Annotated in this window: 14 protein-coding genes and 2 tRNA genes; 8 read left to right on the top strand and 8 right to left on the bottom strand. The window is 35.7% G+C overall.

The annotated features are described in order from the left end of the window. The first annotated feature begins 86 nt into the window (after window positions 1-86). Window positions 87-365, top strand: coding sequence for a helix-turn-helix domain-containing protein (locus ACF3OB_RS06610; RefSeq protein WP_095893670.1), 279 nt, complete (start codon window positions 87-89; stop codon window positions 363-365). A gap of 157 nt (window positions 366-522) precedes the next feature. On the opposite strand, the gene ACF3OB_RS06605 is transcribed toward ACF3OB_RS06610, so the two are convergent. After that, window positions 523-789 (bottom strand): helix-turn-helix domain-containing protein, encoded by a 267-nt coding sequence (locus tag ACF3OB_RS06605; protein WP_392447177.1) that lies wholly within the window; start codon window positions 787-789, stop codon window positions 523-525. Window positions 790-987: 198 nt separating this feature from the next. On the opposite strand from ACF3OB_RS06605, the gene ACF3OB_RS06600 reads away from it, so the two are divergent. From ACF3OB_RS06600 to ACF3OB_RS06575, 6 genes are all read left to right on the top strand, one after another. After that, entirely contained in the window at window positions 988-1491 is a 504-nt protein-coding gene (locus ACF3OB_RS06600; protein ID WP_392447175.1) for a hypothetical protein, read from the top strand. Window positions 1492-1709: 218 nt separating this feature from the next. Continuing rightward, window positions 1710-2168, top strand: coding sequence for a hypothetical protein (locus ACF3OB_RS06595; RefSeq protein ID WP_392447173.1), 459 nt, complete (start codon window positions 1710-1712; stop codon window positions 2166-2168). 46 nt (window positions 2169-2214) lie between these two features. Continuing rightward, window positions 2215-3702, top strand: a complete 1488-nt coding sequence (locus tag ACF3OB_RS06590) for a hypothetical protein (RefSeq protein ID WP_392447172.1) — start codon at window positions 2215-2217, stop codon at window positions 3700-3702. A 505-nt stretch (window positions 3703-4207) separates the two neighbouring features. Continuing rightward, window positions 4208-4420 (top strand): DUF6722 family protein, encoded by a 213-nt coding sequence (locus ACF3OB_RS06585; RefSeq protein ID WP_095893675.1) that lies wholly within the window; start codon window positions 4208-4210, stop codon window positions 4418-4420. Window positions 4421-4525: 105 nt separating this feature from the next. Next, the gene (locus ACF3OB_RS06580; RefSeq protein WP_095893676.1) at window positions 4526-4852 is read left to right on the top strand and encodes a helix-turn-helix domain-containing protein; all 327 of its coding nucleotides are present in this window, start codon (window positions 4526-4528) and stop codon (window positions 4850-4852) included. 113 nt (window positions 4853-4965) lie between these two features. Further along, on the top strand, window positions 4966-5337 hold the full coding sequence (locus tag ACF3OB_RS06575) for a phBC6A51 family helix-turn-helix protein (RefSeq protein WP_392447170.1): 372 nt from the start codon (window positions 4966-4968) through the stop codon (window positions 5335-5337). Window positions 5338-5794: 457 nt separating this feature from the next. Here the strand turns inward: ACF3OB_RS06575 and ACF3OB_RS06570 are convergent. From ACF3OB_RS06570 to ACF3OB_RS06555, 4 genes are all read right to left on the bottom strand, one after another. Beyond that, window positions 5795-5880 (bottom strand) — tRNA-Leu (locus ACF3OB_RS06570). A gap of 21 nt (window positions 5881-5901) precedes the next feature. Beyond that, window positions 5902-5974 (bottom strand) — tRNA-Gly (locus ACF3OB_RS06565). Window positions 5975-6094: 120 nt separating this feature from the next. Beyond that, entirely contained in the window at window positions 6095-7882 is a 1788-nt protein-coding gene (argS, locus tag ACF3OB_RS06560) for an arginine--tRNA ligase (protein WP_392447168.1), read from the bottom strand. Window positions 7883-8183: 301 nt separating this feature from the next. Then, the gene (locus ACF3OB_RS06555) at window positions 8184-10133 is read right to left on the bottom strand and encodes an OmpA family protein (RefSeq protein ID WP_095912082.1); all 1950 of its coding nucleotides are present in this window, start codon (window positions 10131-10133) and stop codon (window positions 8184-8186) included. 421 nt (window positions 10134-10554) lie between these two features. Between ACF3OB_RS06555 and ACF3OB_RS06550 the strand changes: the two genes are divergently transcribed. Then, on the top strand, window positions 10555-11193 hold the full coding sequence (locus ACF3OB_RS06550; RefSeq protein ID WP_369800751.1) for a peptidoglycan-binding protein LysM: 639 nt from the start codon (window positions 10555-10557) through the stop codon (window positions 11191-11193). A gap of 112 nt (window positions 11194-11305) precedes the next feature. Here the strand turns inward: ACF3OB_RS06550 and ACF3OB_RS06545 are convergent, their stop codons facing one another. From ACF3OB_RS06545 to ACF3OB_RS06535, 3 genes are read right to left on the bottom strand one after another with little or no spacing between them, the layout of a single operon-like run. After that, complete coding sequence (locus tag ACF3OB_RS06545; protein ID WP_042344015.1) at window positions 11306-12745, bottom strand: PAS domain-containing sensor histidine kinase; 1440 nt, start codon at window positions 12743-12745, stop codon at window positions 11306-11308. Between the two features lie 16 nt (window positions 12746-12761). Further along, window positions 12762-13118 carry an SPOR domain-containing protein gene (locus tag ACF3OB_RS06540; RefSeq protein ID WP_042008335.1) on the bottom strand — a complete coding sequence of 119 codons (357 nt, stop codon included), beginning with the start codon at window positions 13116-13118 and terminating at the stop codon, window positions 12762-12764. A 22-nt stretch (window positions 13119-13140) separates the two neighbouring features. Beyond that, window positions 13141-13953, bottom strand: a complete 813-nt coding sequence (locus ACF3OB_RS06535; protein ID WP_392447166.1) for an RHS repeat domain-containing protein — start codon at window positions 13951-13953, stop codon at window positions 13141-13143. Window positions 13954-14023 lie beyond the last annotated feature (70 nt).

The raw sequence follows: 14023 nt of genomic DNA, 5'->3' as shown, positions 1-14023 counted from the left end.
CAGCACCATCACAGCCACTGGCTCGAATGGTGCTGTTTCTTTTCTATTCCTTTGCCCCATCGAAAAACATAAAAATTTATTCAACGATGGAAGCAGTACAATTTATTCAGATTACCCCCGAGCAACTCAAAGAGCAATTTTCGCAGGTGGTACAATCCCAAATTAACGAACTCAAAAAACATTTTCAACCCAAAGCCCCAACCGAGTATTTAACCCGCCGTGAAGTGGCTAACTTGTTAGGCGTGAACCTTACGACCCTGAACAATTGGACACGCAAAGGCATACTAAAATCATACGGAATTGGTGGACGTGTGTACTACAAACGCCACGAGGTAGAAAGTGCCGTTATCGAACTGAAAGCATAAAAAAGAGGGCAAAAGCCCCCAAGTGTTTTAGAAAAGTTTTGTGCGTACGAACGTGGCAAAGATACGGAAAAAAGTATAAAGTTCAAAGTTACAAGGTTCAAGGTTTCAAGTTCTTGTTACTTGGATTTTGATTACTTGGTACTTGGTTCTTGTCCCTTTATCCTTTATCCTTGTTAAGACTGCCCACCTCAACTAAGTTGCCGTTATCGTCTTTGATATATAGGGGCGTGGTATCGGTTGCGGTTGTCGGTTCGATTAAGTCCCTTACATCGACTTCTAAAACATTTGCGATTTTTAAAAGGGTTTCAATGGTAGGGTTGCCGTTAATAATTCGATTAAGCCCCACACGTGTAACACCCAATTTTTCAGCAAGTTCAATCTGATTTATGCCTTTTTCCTTTAAAACGTCTTTAATTCTTAACATATTGATTTAGTTATAAATTCGGAGCAAAGTTAATACATAAATATACTACATCAAAAAAAATTATATAAAAAAGTTACTTTTTATTTGGTAGATTATATTTTTATATATACATTTGCACCACAGAATAACACTTAAATATATAATATTATGAAATCATTCCGAAGCAAAGTAATTAAGTAACTATTTAAAAATAATAATATGAGAGTTTTAGAAAAACAAACCTTGACAATCAAAAACTACAAAGGCAACCCGCAACAAGAATTAGGTACGTTTATTCCTATAAATGATTTTGGAATGCATACCCAAAAAGACGCCCTCAAATATTCGTTATTGACGTTGGAGGCTATCGAAACCACAAACCGCCTTAACCTTTTCCTGAAAGAGTTTGATAAAAAGCCAATCGATACAGGCATTTTTTACCGCCTTTTGGCTTCGATATTGGAAAGTGGCAAAGACTTTACAGAAGACGACCAAAAGCAATATTTTGAGGTCGTTAAGCAATTGTACAAACTTTCTGAGCCGTTTTATTACGTACACGACAATTTGTACTTCACACCTGATTATGAGTTAGATTGCTATTTATTAGGTTGGTTTAAAGACCCTACAGACGAATACGCACACCTCAACTATTCATTTATGAACGATGAAATAACCTATACCGAATTTATCCAAAAGTTCAAAGAACAGCACCCCACCGAGTAACCACAAGGGGCAAAATGTCAGAAAATTACCGCCCCTAATTCGTTAAATAATCATTCAAAAAATATCAAACAGGCAAAGCCCCCAAGTTTAGGGGCGTGGGGGTCTTTTGCCTTAAAAAAAGGAACAAGGATAAAGTATAAAGTTCAAAGAACCAAGTAAAAAGTAACAAAATCCAAGTAATTTTTTTAATCATTTAATCTTTTAATCATTAAATAAATATGAATAACCTAAACGGAGCAAACATACATCAGTTTGTCAAAATCGAAACATCGGACAAATACAAAGAAGTTACGCACTTTGAAAAGATACATCAAACCGCAAATAGTCGGCATATTTTGGACTTTGCCAATATATCTGTACAACGCAACTTCAATCGTTCGGAAAACGTAGCCTTTTGGTACAAACCCGCACCACGCAAGGCAGACGGCACACGTGCTAAATGGGGCGAAGTACTCACGGGGCTTTTCAGAACCGCACACCCGCAAATCTATTACGGCGATATATCGAGCAAAGACCATTACGGGCGTTATAAAAAACATACGTTGTTATTTTTCGTATTCAATACCGACCGCACCAAATTAGCAATAGTAGAATATCCGAATTATTACCCAATGGATACAACATTAGCAATAACTATGATTTCAGTTCAAATAAAAAGATATTTTGGATTGCAATAGGTTGTAAGCCATAAGCATAAGGCATAAAACATAAAGCAATAAAACTATGGTAGATTATTTTAAAACCCGTATCAGTTACTCCAACCCCGCCAAGTTTAAAGAACTGGTAAATAACGGCACTTTTGCAGTTGCGACCACCGAAACAGAAACCGCAACGGCGGAGGTTACCAAAGAGACGTATTTATTTAAAAATATGGTCATTGAACCGCAAACGGGCGGGGTTTTACTCTATGGAAGTTTGCATAAGTTCCGAAGTCAAATACACAATATCGCAACCCCCGAGCAAATCGCAAAGCACGGCGGGTTTAACGGCGACTTGTTTACATTGGACGAAATTACGCAAACCATTGACACCCTTTGCGAGGCGTTGGACGTTTGCCCCTCCGTGTGTAAGTTGCAAAATATCGAAATCGGACTAAATAACCCCGTTTCCTTTGACCCGAAAGAGTTTTTAACGGGCATACTATACCACCGCAACAATTACGATTATATCGTAAAACACGAGGGTAATTACGTGCAGTTTGACCACAACCAATATTATTTAAAACTCTACAACAAAAGCCGTCAGTATCAAATGGATACACACGTTATCCGTGTAGAGATAAAGGTTCGTAAAATGCAAAAACTACACACGGCAGGAATTGAATTAAAGACGTTGGAGGATATAAACGCCCTTACGTTGTCGCAAACCTTTGAAGTGCTTTACAAGGAGTTTGAAGAATTGGTATACTTTGACAAGACCACCCGCACGCACGACCTCAACGACAAAGGCCAAGCAAAGGCGGTACTATTCCAAAATAAAGAATATTGGAGGGGTTTAAATAAGATACAAAGAGGCAGAAAAAGAAAGCAATTAGAAAAAATGGTACTTGAATTTTCGGAAAATTTAAAAGGGCAAATTCAGTCAAAAATGAACGAAGTTTTTAAGCAAGTTTTAGGCACTGAAAATACAGAAATGTATACTACTTTACCGACCCTTGAAAGTGGTAAAAATGTACACAACTTTACCGACCCTGAAAATACAGAAATGTATACTACTTTACCGACCTCCGAAAAAGGGCAAATGTATACTACTTTACACTTTAAGTATAGGGTAAACTGGTTGCAAAACGCCTTTTCAGAAAATGGCAAAAATTTAGTCTCTGAAAATGCAAAAAACGAGGTTGAAAATTTAGACAAAAAAAGTACTGATTTTGGATTAAAAAACGAGGTTGAAAATTCATCAAAAAATGAGGGCAAAAAAACTAAAAAAGTTTGTGCGGTTACGGGTATAGAATTGACCCACGAAAAGGAGGGTGCGAGGTACATTCGGACGGCAACTTTTTTGCACTTGCGAGAACACGACCCCGAAAGATATATTTTGCTTTGCTCTTACCTTTTGCCTCAAACAGGTTACAAACCCGTAAGAGAAAAAAATATCATAATGCACTTATGCAAACAAGTTCGGAATTTGTACAACAATCCGAACAAAGGCAAAAAAACTAATAAACCGCCTTTGCAAAAGCATTTCAAAAATCAACTTGAATTGTTTTAAAGTTCCAAGAAATCAAAAAACCAAGTTTCAAACCTACGAACGCCCAAACGCAAACAAAGGGCGTTTTTTTGTGTTTTTGCCGTTGAGGTTATAAACACCCACCCGAAGCAAGGAAACCCCGAAAAAACGCCTTCAAACGTTGAACTTTAAACCTTGAACCCTCAAAAACGATTTTAAACAGGCAAAAACTAATTAAAAAGACCTCAATCACACAAATACACGCAAACACCATAAAACCCACGTAAAACAGGTAAAAAAACCGCCTTAAAACGCACGTTTGTTGTTTTTGGTATTTGATAAATTTATTAAAAACCTCATCAGGAAGTAAAAAAATCCCACTACCTTACCGACCTCCAAGAGACAAAAACCAAGTAAAAACCGACCGATAACCTAAAATTGTCGAAAAATTACCGACCTTTGAAAGTATGAAAAAAATTACATTTTTTGTTATAGTTTGATATAAATTCCTTACCTTTGCGAAATGATAATTTTTTAGTTTTAATCAATGAGAAAAGAATTAGGAAAATTATTACTTGACATAGTGAAGTATGTCGTTACAGCGGTTATCGTTTCGGATATTTTTACAGACATTAAAGGTTCGGAACTATATATAACAGCAAGTATTACAACAACAATTTTGCTTATTTTCGGTCTGTTACTTGTAAGAGACCCAAAAGAAGAGAAAACGCAAAAAAATAAACCTAAAAAACGAAAATAAATATGAGTGGAGCAATTTATATGATGATTTATATTTCACTTGTTGCGGTGGTAGGTTATTTTTATTTTTACATTCGTGATAAAAAACAAAAACACACGCACGACAATGAATAAGATAGACCGCACAAAAATAGACCCCGAAAAAATCGCAAAACTCACAACGGGGCGGGAATTGTTAGCCGAAATGTACGGAGCAGTCGGTACACCCACCCGCAAGGAGTTTACCGCCAAAGCAAAGGCGTGGTATTTTGCTGAACTTCTGAAAGAGGAACGCAAACAACGCAAGATAACACAAAAAGAATTAGCCGAAAAGATAGGCAAAAAACGGGAATACATCGCAAGCCTTGAACGTGGGGAAACCGATATGCAGTTATCCACTTTCATAAGTATTGCAGAGGCGTTGGGGTTGAAGTTCGGGCTAATGTACCAGTAAATCAAAGGGGGCTAATTCAGTCCCTTTTTTATTTCTGAAAATGCACAAATTGCATAAAAAATCGACAAAAAAGAGTTTTTTTGTACCTTTGCAATGTTTCTAAAACTGAAAATATGAAAAGAACCGCAACAAAAACCGACAACCTCAAAGAACGTTTTTTAAAGCACTTTGAAAAGTGTTTAGGCGTTATATCCGTTGCTTGCAGACGTACAGGAATAACACGCCAAACGTACTACAATTGGATAAATTCAGACGATGAATTTAAGGAGCAAGTAAATGATATTCAGGAGGAGCAAAAAGACTATGTAGAAAGCAAGTTAATTGAGAATATCGAAAAGAACGACACTACCGCAATAATCTTTTATTTAAAGACAAAGGCAAAAGATAGAGGATATACCGATAAAACCGAAATAAAAGCCGACTTTGTAGAACAGCCTTTGTTTGTGATTAACCAAAATAACGAATGTATAGGCGTTGAGGTTTGACAAATTAGACACTATAAAAAAACTCCAACCTTCCTAATGCAATTACAAAGCCCCGCAATGGGGTTTACTTTTAATATCTTTTAATATACCTCCGTACTGGTAAGAAAATGATTTTTTGAATTTTTGAAGCCACGCACACGTACGACCCCGCCCGTACAAACCGAACAATCCATAACACGGTTTTTTATAATTTTTAATATGCCACTATAAAAACGGAAATTTTGGTTTTTATGGGACTTTCAATATTATTCAATACTACCCGCTGTACAGACGCAAAATATTTTACTTCGGGAATTATCTAATATACCTAATATCCAACCAACAAAAAAACGTTCGTTAAACCTAAAAAAAACACCTGACAAAATAGCATTTTTGAAAATGTCGGCTAAATGTCGGCTAAATCACAAAATAAAAAATCGCAACACTTTCACTATAAAAGCATTACGATTTTTTGTTGTACTCGGAGCGGGACTTGAACCCGCACAGGCATTGCTGCCCACTGGATTTTAAGTCCAGCGTGTCTACCGATTCCACCATCCGAGCCCTTTATTAAGGCAATAAAAGAGCGAAAAACGGGGTTCGAACCCGCGACCTCAACCTTGGCAAGGTTGCGCTCTACCAACTGAGCTATTTTCGCAAAACAATATTTTTCAAAAGCAACCCCTAACCGATTGCGAGTGCAAAGATAACAACATTTTTTTACTTGGCAAATATTTTCTCTTTTTTTTGAAAAATATTTTTCTATCTAAAAAGCATTTTACATTCTCTCAGGAACTTGTATCCCGAGCATTGCAAAAGCCGATGCAATAATTTCGCTTATTTTTTTACAAAGCGATACCCGAAATTCTCTTTTTGCCACATTTTCTTCTCCTAAAATGGATACATTCTGGTAAAATGAATTAAAGTCTTTCACCAAATCATATACGTAGTTGGCAATGACCGCAGGGCTGTACGAATCTGCTGCGTTTTGAACCACTTCGGGGAAAAGAGCCATATTTTTAAGAAGCGTTTTTTCCTTAGGATGTAATTCAGAAATTGAATAATTTTCTGATTTTGAAACTTCTATTTCGTTGTATTTTCGTAAGATAGATTTAATTCGGGCATAAGTGTATTGCACAAAAGGACCTGTATTCCCTTGGAAGTCAATAGATTCTTTCGGATCAAAAAGAATACGTTTTTTGGGGTCAACTTTCAAAATATAGTACTTCAAAGCTCCCAAACCGATGGTGTGATACAATTCCTTTTTCTGATTATCATCGTATCCGTCCAATTTGCCTAATTCTTGCGAAATTTCTTCAGCTGTTTGCTCCATTTCGGCAATTAAATCGTCGGCATCGACCACAGTTCCTTCACGACTTTTCATCTTTCCGCTCGGTAAATCTACCATTCCATAACTCAAATGATACAGATTTTCAGCCCAATCAAAACCTAATTTTTTCAGAATTAAAAACAAAACCTTGAAATGATAATCTTGCTCATTTCCAACGGTATAAACCATTCCTTTTACGTCAGGATAATCTTTCACACGTTGCGTTGCGGTACCAATATCTTGGGTTATGTAAACGGAAGTCCCGTCGGAGCGAAGTACTAATTTTTCGTCCAAACCATCAGCGGTTAAATCACACCAAACCGAGCCGTCTTCTTTCTTGAAGAAAACGCCTTTTTGTAAGCCTTCTTCGATGATGTCTTTTCCTAATAAATACGTATCACTTTCGTAGTAGTATGAATCGAAATCGACACCTAAATTTTTGTAAGTAGTTGAAAATCCGTTGTAAACCCACTGATTCATTTCTTTCCAAAGGGAAATAACTTGCTCGTCTCCGGCCTCCCATTTTCGAAGCATTTCTTGTGCTTCCAAAAATATAGGAGCTTGTTTTTCAGCTTCTTCTTTGGTTTTTCCTTCTGAAATAAGTTGCTCAATTTCAGATTTATACGCTTTATCGAAAGCTACATAGTAATTCCCGACAAGTTTATCGCCTTTAAGTCCTGAATTTTCAGGTGTTTCGCCATTGCCAAAACGTTGCCAAGCAATCATTGACTTGCAGATGTGTATTCCTCGGTCGTTGATTATCTGAGTTTTATATACTTTATGTCCCGCTGCTTTTAGAATTTCGGCGACTGAATATCCTAACAAGTTGTTGCGAATATGCCCTAAGTGCAAGGGTTTGTTGGTGTTAGGCGACGAATATTCAACCATTATGGTCTTTTTGGAATTGGGCTGAGCCAAACCAAAATTGGTTTCATTTTCTATACTTTTCAGAAAATCAATGTAATAAGAATCCGAAATTACTAAATTCAAAAATCCTTTGATTACATTGAAGCTCTCTACCTCTTTTACATTTTCTTGTAAAAAAGTTCCGATTTGTTGTCCAATTTGTTCAGGATTTCCTTTAATCTGACGTAACATCGGGAAAATTACAACGGTAATGTCTCCCTCAAACTCTTTTTTAGTCTGTTGAAGTTCAATGTTTTCGAGTTGAACACTAAAAAGTTGCTCAACAGCCTTTTGTGTATGTTGTTTTAAAATATCTTGTAGATCTAGCATGGGTGTAAACAAAAATTAATTATGGAGGCAAAGGTAATGATTTTTAAGATATGATGCTTTGCCATATTTATAAAAATTACAATCGGTAGACTGAATGCTCAAAAGCATTTTTTTCACTATTTCTGACTGACAAGGATCATTTTTGTATATTTTGGATGCTTAAACGAAGAAACTAAGATACGGAATTTTAAAAATTCTGTATATTCCAAAACGCATAGATAACTCCGTATAAAAGTAACAGGTGTTTAAATCACTACAAACACAATGAATTAATAATCATATATTTTTTTCTTCTCTATTATTACATTGAAATGATAATAAATTCACTTCTTCGGTTTGCCTGATGTTCTTCTTCTGAACATTTAACACCATTACCACAGTGATTGGTCAATTGAGTTTCTCCATAGCCTTTACCAGTTATACGTGATTTTTTGATACCGTGCTTCACCAACCATTTGATGGTTGATTTGGCTCGTCGGTCCGAGAGTGCCAAATTATACTTATCTGAACCACGACTATCCGTATGCAAACGAACATCAATTTTCATCGTAGGATACTCCTTCATTACATCCACGATTTTTGCCAATTGTTCTGCAGCATCGGGGCGAATATCTGCTTTATCGTAATTGAAGTAAATATTGTCAATCTTCAAAACTTTTGCCAAGTCTGTTCCTTTTTCTATTTTTCGGCGTTCAATAGGTGTTAATGCAATTTCGTAGAATAGCTCGTCTTTTTCCTTAATGATAACTTCCTGTTTCTTAGGTATAAAACCTTGTTTTTCAGCGTTTATATTAAACGTACTTCCATTTGTACAATCAATCTCATATGCAAAAGAGAAATTCCCGTCAACATCAGAAAGCTTAGTTTCAATGGGTTTACCATCAGCATTTCGTAAAACTAGCCCTGCATCTTTGATAATTTCACGTGTAGTAGCATTTCTTACGATTCCTGAAATATTTTTTGTGCAACTGAAAGACACAGGTCTATGTTCTTGAAAAGCATAAATATCATCTTTTCCTTTCCCTCCTACCCGATTGGATGTCAAGAATCCCACTTTTGTATCACTATCAATAACAAAACAGAAATCATCCTTAGAGCTATTTGCTGGTGCACCTATGTTTACGGGTTTTGAAAAAGACCCATCTTCGTTTATTTTTACAGCAAAGATGTCTAACCCTCCTAATCCAGGATATCCATCAGATGAATAATAAAGAATGTTATCCTTACTTACAAAAGGGAAAGATTCCCGACCAGCAGTGTTTACTACATTGCCTAAATTTTCAGGTTTTCCATAGCCTCCTTTTTCAAGGCGTTCTACTCGGTAGATATCCGAAGCGCCGAACGAACCTCGCATATCCGAAGCAAAATAGAGATATTTCTCATCAGGACTCAATGCAGGATGTGCTACATTGTGAATATTGCTGTTGAATGGCATTTCCTTTTCCTTACTCCATTTTCCGTTTTTGTCTTTTGTGGATTTGAATATTTTGAGTAAGACCGTATCATCGCCGTTGGTTTTTATCTTGTTGTTGAGGAAGTTGTTTCGTGTGAAATAGATTGTATTTCCATCTTTGGTAAAAACGGCTGTAGATTCATTGAATCGGGTGTTTATTTTGTTCATTTTTGAAACCTTGGAAACATTCATACAATCCCTCTTGGCCTCATATAAATCGTAGTAAGCATCACCAGTCCATGTCGATTTTCCTTTGAAAAGGCCTGAACTTTTTGAAAATACAATCTTCTTACCGTAGAAAGCCGTTCCATATTCTGAATTTGGGGAATTTATTTTCAATGGTTGTAATTCGAGTCGATTAGAGTTAAGCTCTATGTCTTTTCGATAGCTCCTATTTTTGTTAAAAATGACAGCTCTAGCGTCACTTTTACCAACCATAGCTACAAATTTATCCATTATCTTGTCCGAATCTTCTAACTTTCCAACAGACTTTAGTGTTTGGGCATATCGATAATAATATTCCGATGATTTCTTATATTCCTCCTTAGAGAAAAGTTGTTCATACCAAATATTAGCACTCTCATAATCAGCATTATAGTAGTAAGAATTGCCTAAATTTTGTAATAAATCTTGGTTGACAAACCCCTTTTTAGCAATGCTTTCATATGCCTTTATCGCTCCTACGTAATCATAGTTTTTATAGAGTTTATGAGCTTTTATTAACTCTTTTGTCTGCGAAAACCCAAAAAACAGTGCACCAAAAAACACCAAAAGGGTTTTTAAAAATTTCATCTTCATAGTACTCCTCACAAATTTATTCCATAACTCTCAGGAAATAGCAATGGATATGTAATGCTATTCTTTATCTTCTCCCAACTCTCGCATTAAGTAACTTGAGAATCACCCGCAAATATACGATTTTTTACATACAAATGACTACTAAGTATGCTAAAAACACAAGAAACTGCCCCTATTTACTGAGATTGCTCAGAAAATAAATTAACATTTAGTGTCAGAAATCTTAACAGACGTATAAAATTATGCTTGGTAGCTGAATAAGCGTGTTAAAGTTTGTTATCGTTTTCTTTTTAGTTTAACTTTTCGATAACATATAAACTTGTGTATCAATACAAAAGATGTAATTTTGCCGCCTGAAAATTTTAAGCAGTGTAATTTTACTACAAATTCACGATAAGTCTTAAATAAAATAGACAGAATGATACAAAGTAAAAAGAAGTATTTATTTATGTTATTGGGGATGTTGAGCGTTTTACTAATGACCCTCACCATCATAGAAGTTAGTACTAAAAAAATTAGTATCCACAAAGATTTTATAGTGAAAGAACCTTTATTGGTTGTTATTCCCCCTGAGTCGGAGCTCAAAGAGCAAGTAACCCCTCCTTTTATTGGTAGAACATTTGTCGGATTCAAAGAGGCTTTAGCTTACAGAGAGTCAAGAGGCAATTATTTTGTAGTAAATCCGTTTGGGTATATGGGTAAATACCAATTCGGGAAATCTGCATTACGATTCTACGGAGTTACAGACACTTATGAATTTTTGAATTCTCCTGAGCAACAAGAACGATTGTTCACATTGAGTATAAAAAGAAACAAATGGGTTTTACGCGAAGAAATAGATCTTTTTGTGGGTAAGAAAATAAATGGGATAAACATCACAGAATCTGGGATTTTAGCGGCTGCCCATTTAGCAGGAGCGCAAAGTGTGAAACAATACTTTAAACGTAAAGGTAATTACTCCTTCGCCGATGCTAACGGTACAACGCTACAAAACTATTTACGAAATTTTGCCGATTATGATGTGACAGATATAATTCCAGAGGAAAGACCCAGATTCTGATACATGTCTGCTAAAAATAGAACCATCCTATTTTAGGGTTCAATAGTAATTATATCAATTTGAAGTTGAGTTACAACCATTTATAAAAACAACATAAGGTACAAGAAAACACTTAAAGATGAACAATAAACGTACTCCCCTTACCTACCTGTGATTGAATTTTGATAGAGCCATTTGCAGCTGTGATGATACTTTTGACCATGGCTAAGCCTAAACCTGTACCTCCTGTTTTGGTAGTAAATTGAGGTTCAAAAATTTTTTCTTGGTCAGCGGTTGGAATGCCTACACCATTGTCACTCACCGTAAGTTCTACTTGAAATTCTTTTTTACTCAGAGAAACAACAATCCTTGGATTTTCTTTGTTTTCAGTAGCTTGAATAGCATTTTTGACTAAATTAGTTACCACACGAACCAATTGATCTTTATCAAATAATAAAGAAATATGCTCATCGGTGGTAATGAAAGAAATATGTTTCGAATCAAAAATATCTAAGGTTCGTTTTACCACAGGAACAGCATTGAAAAACTCCTCTTGCTTCGCAGGCATATTAGTTAAGGCTGAAAATGCCGAAGAAATATTACTCAGAATATCAACTTGTTGAACGAGTGATTCGCAAAACTCATTGGTTTTATCCCTTACTTCGGGGTCATTAGGATCAAATCGACGTTGAAAACTCTGTACGGAGAGTCGCATGGGAGTCAGCGGATTTTTGATTTCGTGGGCAACCTGTTTCGCCATTTCACGCCATGCTTGTTCCCGTTCGGATTTTGCCAACAATACCTTACTACGTTCAATTTCGTCAATCATACTATTATAAGCCCCCACCAACTGTCCAATTTCAGTACTCGGTGATTTCAGTATGATTTTTTCATTACGCTCCAGTAATCGAGTCTTCTCCAAACGATTCTCAATCGTTTTTAGGGATTTGGTAATATAACTCGAAATGAAATAAGCAAATCCCAAAGCTAACACCAATAAAGAAAAATAGACTAAAGATATATTATAAAGTGAGCCTTGGAGAGCTTTTTCATTAAAGGTGTCGTCTTCAAAATGAGGAATGCTGAGTACTGCAATGGGTTTGAATTGGAGATCCGTTACATAGGTGTAGGAATTTTGGTATCCCCTCCCATCTTCAAGATAATGATGTTCGGAAAGTCGTTTATTCAAAGTGGAGGCTAACTGTTTCAAAACAGGAGTGGGAATACTGAGCGTATCCTTACTATCAATTACAGCACGGGAACTTTTCAAAAGACTTCCATTAAGGTCGTATAAGTCAAAATTAACATTTAAAATATTGGCAATGTTGTATATAGATTCCCTAAAAATCAACGGAACATAAGCCGTTTCCACCGGATAAGTGGTTTGTGAAAGTACATATTGGATTTGCGTTTTAATTTGATTTTCTTTGTCTATAAGCCGCTCAATATGATATTCTTCCGCCTGTTTTCGGTATTGGAACACCATCACAACCGCAATGGCAGCAAAAGCAATTACAACCAAAAAGGTCATACTCAAAAATATACGAAATCGAAGCGAATCTTTTTTTAACATGCCTAAAAGGAGTTACCTATTTTTTAGGAGACATAACAAAGGCTGCGGGATATACCTTCCTTATCTCAATTAAGTTTTTTTCTGCTTCTAAACGAGTTCTGAAACTTCCTAAACGTACTTTGTAGTTTGGAGTTTCAAAAACTAAGAAAAGTGGCATCTTGTATTGCTCTTTAGCGGACTTCATAGTTTCGTTAGCTCCTGAAATAGTGCCGTTATAGATTTGAATTTGGAAAAGAACTTCGTTTTTTGCGACGTCTTTTTTCAGTTCCATTATTTCAGTAATATTATCATTTTGATTTACAACCACTTGCGAATAAGCAAACGATACAAAAAATGCAAAAACAAACCCTAAAATATTTCTTTTCTGATTCATAATTTCTGTAATATATTTTCCTTTAGTAATATTCAATTTTTTGTTCTGATACGTAAATTTCACGTCCCTCTTTCGAGATAGTTTTCTTTATCCAATTTCCTTTTTTGTCATAAATATAGGAAGAGTTTGTCTGCTCAACCAATTTATTTTCAGCATCATAAGACAAAGAGGACGTTGGGTTATCATGTTTGTCATAGGTGTAGTTTATCTTAGCAACAAATTTACTTCCTCCTTCGAATTGACGTACCTCAGTAACATTTCCTTTTTTATCGTACGAAAATTGTGTTTTGTACACTATATTTCCCTCAGGACTTAAAATAATTTCTTCGGTTTTGTTTCCTTTAGAATCGTACACATATGTTTGTTTTTCAACACACATTTCATCTGTTAGACATAAATTTTTCTCTACCAAATTTCTCTTTTCATCATACAGGTATTTGCCATATTGTACAGGCTGTTCTCCTTCAAAAGTAGTATCTTCAATCTTGTTTCCTTTGGCGTCAAACACAGCAACTAACTTCATGTACATTTTTCCTTCTTCGGAAAAACTGCGAATTTCAGTCTGATTCTTTTTCGAATCATAATCAAACTCTACTCGCATCATCTGTTTATTCTGTGCGTCAAATGCATTAATTTCCTTCACAAAACCCTCGTTTGTGAATGATGTTTTGAACGAAGAAGAAGCCTGACTGTTTTCTATAGAACGTTCAATGGAAATAACCGATTTCACTTTACCTTTAAGTTTCGCAGTCTGCCAATGAGTTTCTTTAGGTTGTGCTAACGCTAAAGCAATTCCGTTGACGAGAAACACCAATAGAAGCGTGATTTTTTTCATAGTTTTTTAGTATTTTAGGCAAAAATACAAATTATTTTCAAATTTGAGATTGTTTTTTTATAAATCTTCA

Origin of the sequence: Capnocytophaga canis (genome assembly GCF_043187445.1) — a bacterium.
GTDB classification, from domain to species: Bacteria; Bacteroidota; Bacteroidia; order Flavobacteriales; family Flavobacteriaceae; genus Capnocytophaga; species Capnocytophaga canis.
Note: the sequence above shows the minus strand (reverse complement) of the source record. Positions and strands in the feature narration are given on the sequence as shown.

Excerpts from the sequence above, each read along its gene's own strand:
- ACF3OB_RS06610 (WP_095893670.1), top strand. The coding sequence starts at position 87 with ATGGAAGCAGTACAATTTATTCAGATTACCCCCGAGCAACTCAAAGAG.
- ACF3OB_RS06605 (WP_392447177.1), bottom strand. The coding sequence starts at position 789 with ATGTTAAGAATTAAAGACGTTTTAAAGGAAAAAGGCATAAATCAGATT.
- ACF3OB_RS06600 (WP_392447175.1), top strand. The coding sequence starts at position 988 with ATGAGAGTTTTAGAAAAACAAACCTTGACAATCAAAAACTACAAAGGC.
- ACF3OB_RS06595 (WP_392447173.1), top strand. The coding sequence starts at position 1,710 with ATGAATAACCTAAACGGAGCAAACATACATCAGTTTGTCAAAATCGAA.
- ACF3OB_RS06590 (WP_392447172.1), top strand. The coding sequence starts at position 2,215 with ATGGTAGATTATTTTAAAACCCGTATCAGTTACTCCAACCCCGCCAAG.
- ACF3OB_RS06585 (WP_095893675.1), top strand. The coding sequence starts at position 4,208 with ATGAGAAAAGAATTAGGAAAATTATTACTTGACATAGTGAAGTATGTC.
- ACF3OB_RS06580 (WP_095893676.1), top strand. The coding sequence starts at position 4,526 with ATGAATAAGATAGACCGCACAAAAATAGACCCCGAAAAAATCGCAAAA.
- ACF3OB_RS06575 (WP_392447170.1), top strand. The coding sequence starts at position 4,966 with ATGAAAAGAACCGCAACAAAAACCGACAACCTCAAAGAACGTTTTTTA.
- argS (WP_392447168.1), bottom strand. The coding sequence starts at position 7,882 with ATGCTAGATCTACAAGATATTTTAAAACAACATACACAAAAGGCTGTT.
- ACF3OB_RS06555 (WP_095912082.1), bottom strand. The coding sequence starts at position 10,133 with ATGAAGATGAAATTTTTAAAAACCCTTTTGGTGTTTTTTGGTGCACTG.
- ACF3OB_RS06545 (WP_042344015.1), bottom strand. The coding sequence starts at position 12,745 with ATGTTAAAAAAAGATTCGCTTCGATTTCGTATATTTTTGAGTATGACC.
- ACF3OB_RS06540 (WP_042008335.1), bottom strand. The coding sequence starts at position 13,118 with ATGAATCAGAAAAGAAATATTTTAGGGTTTGTTTTTGCATTTTTTGTA.
- ACF3OB_RS06535 (WP_392447166.1), bottom strand. The coding sequence starts at position 13,953 with ATGAAAAAAATCACGCTTCTATTGGTGTTTCTCGTCAACGGAATTGCT.